5 protein-coding genes are annotated in these 4199 nt (G+C 74.3%); 2 read left to right on the forward strand and 3 right to left on the reverse strand.

Annotated features, from left to right (window positions below; genetic code table 11):
• Positions 1–456, reverse strand: a 456-nt coding sequence (locus AC0CYZ_RS28710) for a glutamate racemase (RefSeq protein WP_472221521.1), incomplete at its 3' end; no start/stop codon positions are given.
• Between the two features lie 43 nt (positions 457–499).
• The gene (locus tag AC0CYZ_RS28715) at positions 500–1603 is read right to left on the reverse strand and encodes an SDR family oxidoreductase (RefSeq protein WP_472221522.1); all 1104 of its coding nucleotides are present in this window, start codon (positions 1601–1603) and stop codon (positions 500–502) included.
• Positions 1604–1781: 178 nt separating this feature from the next.
• Between AC0CYZ_RS28715 and AC0CYZ_RS28720 the strand changes: the two genes are divergently transcribed.
• Positions 1782–3143, forward strand: a complete 1362-nt coding sequence (locus AC0CYZ_RS28720; protein ID WP_472221523.1) for an NAD(P)/FAD-dependent oxidoreductase — start codon at positions 1782–1784, stop codon at positions 3141–3143.
• Between the two features lie 26 nt (positions 3144–3169).
• Positions 3170–4030, forward strand: a complete 861-nt coding sequence (locus AC0CYZ_RS28725) for an alpha/beta fold hydrolase (protein WP_472221524.1) — start codon at positions 3170–3172, stop codon at positions 4028–4030.
• 31 nt (positions 4031–4061) lie between these two features.
• Here the strand turns inward: AC0CYZ_RS28725 and AC0CYZ_RS28730 are convergent.
• The coding region (locus AC0CYZ_RS28730; protein WP_472221525.1) for a type II 3-dehydroquinate dehydratase at positions 4062–4199 on the reverse strand (138 nt) is incomplete at its 5' end.

Raw genomic sequence — 4199 nt, forward strand, 5'->3', positions numbered from 1 at the left:
GACGGCGTCCGCGAGCCCCGGGCACGGCACCGTCGTGGCCTGCCCCGGCGTCGCGAAGAGGGCGACGAGGTCGGCCTGGTAGGCGCTGGCGCTGGTCCGCTCGGTCGCCCAGATGCCGAACGGCGCGCCCGCGGTGGCCGCGGGCTTCACGGCGGGGACGGTCCCGACCACGGGCCGGCGGGGCTCGAGCTCGGCGCGCAGCGGGACCAGGGCGGTGACGCTCGCGGTGTTGCACGGCACGACGACGGCGTCGGCGCCGCGGGCGACCGCGAGCCGGGCCACCCACAGCACCCGCTCGACGATCCACTCGCCCGCGCGCGGTCCCCACGGCATGCCGTCGGGATCCATGCACAGGTCCAGGTGCACGTCGGGACGCAGGTGGCGCAGCCACCCGGCCGTCGGGAGCATGCCGAGGCCGGAGTCGATCAGTGCGATCCGTGTCCCGCGAGCCGGCACGGCGCCGAGGGTACCCGGCGGGTCGGTGAGGACCGGCGCGGCGTCAGACCATCGCGGCGCTGCCGACGTCCGGGTGCTCGCGGAAGAACTCGACCATCGGGCCGACGTGCTCGGCGAACGACGGGCACCGCACCCCGACCTGGCCGAGCAGGGCCGTCGTCGCCTCGGTGTCGTAGAGCGTCGGGTGGGTGAGGTACTCCAGGGTGCTCGAGGGGACCTTGAAGAGCCGCCCGACCCCGGGGACGTGGTCGATCCCGAACGCCGCGAGCCCGGTCGGCGTCGGCACGGTCCGCAGCCGCCGCCCGGCCTGCTCGGCGAAGGTCGCGCACATCTGCGTGACGGTCGGCGGATCGGGCTGGGCGAGCGCGACGGTCCGGCCGGTCGCCGCGTCGTGCCCCGCGAGCGCCGCGATGGCGTCGACGACGAAGTCGGAGGGCACCAGGTTGAACGCCACCCGGTCGGCGCCGGCCGGCAGCGGCATCAGGGCCGTGCCGCGCTGGCGCAGGATCAGCTGCAGCACGTAGTAGGGGCCGTCGAACTTCTGGGTCCGCCCGGTGACCGAGTCGCCCACCACGACCGACGGCCGGTAGATCGTCACCGGCAGGCCCGCGTCGCGCGCCTTCGCGACGAGGCGCTCGGCCTCGTGCTTGGTGTGGTCGTAGTGGTTGGCGAACGGCTGGCCGAGCTCCAGGTCCTCCTCGAAGAAGATCCCGTCGTAGCGGCCCGAGACATAGCACGTGCTGACGTACTGCAGCCGGGTCAGGCCCGCCCCGTCGGCGGCGGCGCGGGCGAGCGCCACGACGTTGCGGGTGCCGTCGACGTTCACGCGCCACGCGATCTCCGCGGCCACCGAGAGGTCGTACACCGCCGCGAGGTGGAAGATCTCCAGCGGGCCGTCGAGCAGCCGCGCCCGGACGGCCTCGTCGAGCCCGAGCCCCGGCGTCGTGATGTCCCCGACGACGAGGTCGGTGCGGCCGGCGATCGCCGGGTCGTCCCGCTCGATCTCCGCGAGCGCCTCGCGGGCGCGCCCGAGCCAGCGCTGCTGCACCAGGGCGACCGCCCGGGCGTCGGGCTCGCGGCGCAGCGTGCGCGGCAGGAGGGCGGAGCCGAGGAAGCCGGGGAACCCGGTGAACAGCACGGCACTCACTCGGGACTCCCGTCGTCGTGGGGGGTGTCGTGGCCGGCGACCGTGAGTCCGAGCACAGCTCGGCCGTGGCGCGCCGTGAGAGTGTCATGACCGACGACGCGGGGCATCTTGCGCGCCAGGGACGCCACGGGACAGCCCGTGGCGGTGTGATGTCGACCCACCAGACGGAGGTCCGGGGATGGCCCAGGAACGAATCGTCGTGGTCGGCGCAGGGTTCGCCGGCCTGGAGTGCGTGAAGCGCCTGGAGAAGCAGCTGCGCGCCGAGATCGACCGGGGCGACGTCGAGGTCGTCGTGGTGAGTCCCAACGACTACATGCTCTACCTGCCGCTGCTGCCCCAGATCGCCGCCGGTGTGCTCACCACGCAGTCGGTGACGGTGTCGCTGCCGCGGGCGATCAAGCGCGCCCACCGCCTCCCCGGCACCGTCGTCGGGGTCGATCTCGAGAACTCCTCCTGCGTCGTCCGCAAGATCTCCGGCGAGGTCGTCGACCTGCCCTACGACCGCCTCGTGCTCGCGCCGGGCAGCGTCACCCGCAAGTTCGACATCCCGGGCCTGGACGAGCACGCGCTGGGGATGAAGAACCTCGCCGAGGCGGCCTATCTACGCGACCACGTCCTCTCCCAGCTCGAGCTCGCGAACGCCTCCACCGACGACGCCGAGCGCGCCGCGCGCTGCCAGTTCGTGGTGGTCGGCGGCGGCTACGCCGGCACCGAGACCGCGGCCTGCATGCAGCTGCTCACCGAGTCGGCCCTCAAGCGCTTCCCCCGGATCGAGCCGGGCCTGCTGCGCTGGACCCTCGTCGACATCGCGCCGCGTCTCATGCCCGAGCTCGGCCGGCGCCTCGGCGAGCAGGCCCTGGACCTGCTGCGCCGTCGCGGGATCGAGATCAAGCTCGAGACCGGGGTCGAGGAGGTCACCGAGTCCGAGGTGACCTTCACCGACGGCACGAAGCTCCCCACCCGCACGCTGGTGTGGACCGCCGGGGTGACCTCCAGCCCGCTGGTGAAGAACCTCGACGTCGACCTCGTCCGCGGCCGGGTCAAGGTCGGTGCGGACCTGCAGCTCCCCGGGTACGAGCGGGTCTTCGCCCTCGGCGACTGCGCGGCGGTGCCCGACCTCACCCAGGACGGCGACGACGCCATCTGCCCGCCCACCGCCCAGCACGCCTCGCGGATGGCGACCACCGCCGCGGACAACGTCGTCGCCTCGCTGCACGGCCGCCCGCTGACGCAGTACAAGCACCACGACCTCGGCCTCGTCGTGGACCTCGGCGGCACGCAGGCGGTGGCGCACCCCCTCGGGCTGGAGCTCAAGGGCGCCACCGCGCAGATGGTGACCCGCGGGTACCACCTGTTCGCGCTGCCGCTGATGCGCACCCGGATGCGGGTGATCGCGAACTGGATCCTGCACCTGTTCGGCGGGGACGACTTTCTGCGCATCGGGTTCCTCTCCGGGCGCAAGGGCACCGTCGAGGACTTCGAGGGTGCCGACGCCTACCTGTCCGCGGACCAGATCCGCGAGCGCACCAAGGCGTCGTGACCGCGCCCCGTGGCTAGCCTGTCGTGATGCCCCACCTCGACGACGTCGTCGCGCCCGACGGCACCCGGATCCGCTGGTGGGACAACGGCCGGCCGGCGGGCTCCGGGGTCCCCGTCGTGATCTCGAACGGGCTCGGCGCGAGCCCCGCCGCCTGGCCGTTCCTGGGGGGCGACGGCCGCCCCGGGCCCGGGACGCCCCGGGCCGTCACCTGGCACCACCGGGGGCTCGGCGGCTCCGAGCGGCCGCAGGACCCGCAGCGGATCCGGATCGCCGACCACGTCGACGACATGATCGCGGTCATGGACGCGGCCGGGATCGGCCGGGCCGCGGTGGTGGGCTGGTCGATCGGCGTGGCGGTCGCCTTCGAGTTCGCCCGCCGGTTCCCGGAGCGGGTGGCGTCGCTGCTGGTGCTCGGCGGGGTGGCCGGGGGCGGGTTCCGGGTCGGCCCGAGCTGGACGCCGGCGGCGGTCTCGCGCGGGCTGTCCAAGGCGAGCGCGTGGTCGCTCCGGCTGGTCGGGCCCCCCGTCGCGGGGCTGATCTCGCTGCTCCCGCGGGGGCTCGACGCGTCCGGGGTCACCGCCTTCGCGCCCGCGCCGCTGCAGACCCTCGCCGAGGTCGCCCGGGAGTTCTCCCACCACGACTGGACCTGGTTCTCGAAGATGGTGCTCGCGGCGGGGGAGGAGCCGGCCATCCCGGTCGACGACCTCCACGTGCCCGTCACCGTGGTCGCCGGGGAGTTCGACACGATGGCGCCCGTCGAGGACATGGTGGCGCTCGCCGACGGCATCCCGGGGGCCCGGCTCGTGCGGCTCCCGGGGACGCACTTCCTGCCGCTGCAGTTCCCCGAGGTGCTGCGCGAGGAGCTGGAGGCGCTGCGCGCCCCGTGACCGGTGTCGGTCGTCGGGCGACCGCGACCGGTCAGGTGCGCGAGGCGCAGACCCGCAGCGCGAGCTCGTAGCCGAGCACGCCCGCGCCGGCGATCACCGCGGTGGCGACCGGCGAGACGTAGGAATGGTCGCGGAAGGGCTCGCGGGCGTGCACGTTCGAGATGTGCAC

The sequence above is a fragment of the Actinomycetospora sp. genome, from assembly GCF_055612215.1.

What these genes read in the sequence shown, in the direction of transcription:
- AC0CYZ_RS28720 (WP_472221523.1), top strand. Translation starts at nt 1,782, where the DNA reads ATGGCCCAGGAACGAATCGTCGTGGTCGGCGCAGGGTTCGCCGGCCTG.
- AC0CYZ_RS28725 (WP_472221524.1), top strand. Translation starts at nt 3,170, where the DNA reads ATGCCCCACCTCGACGACGTCGTCGCGCCCGACGGCACCCGGATCCGC.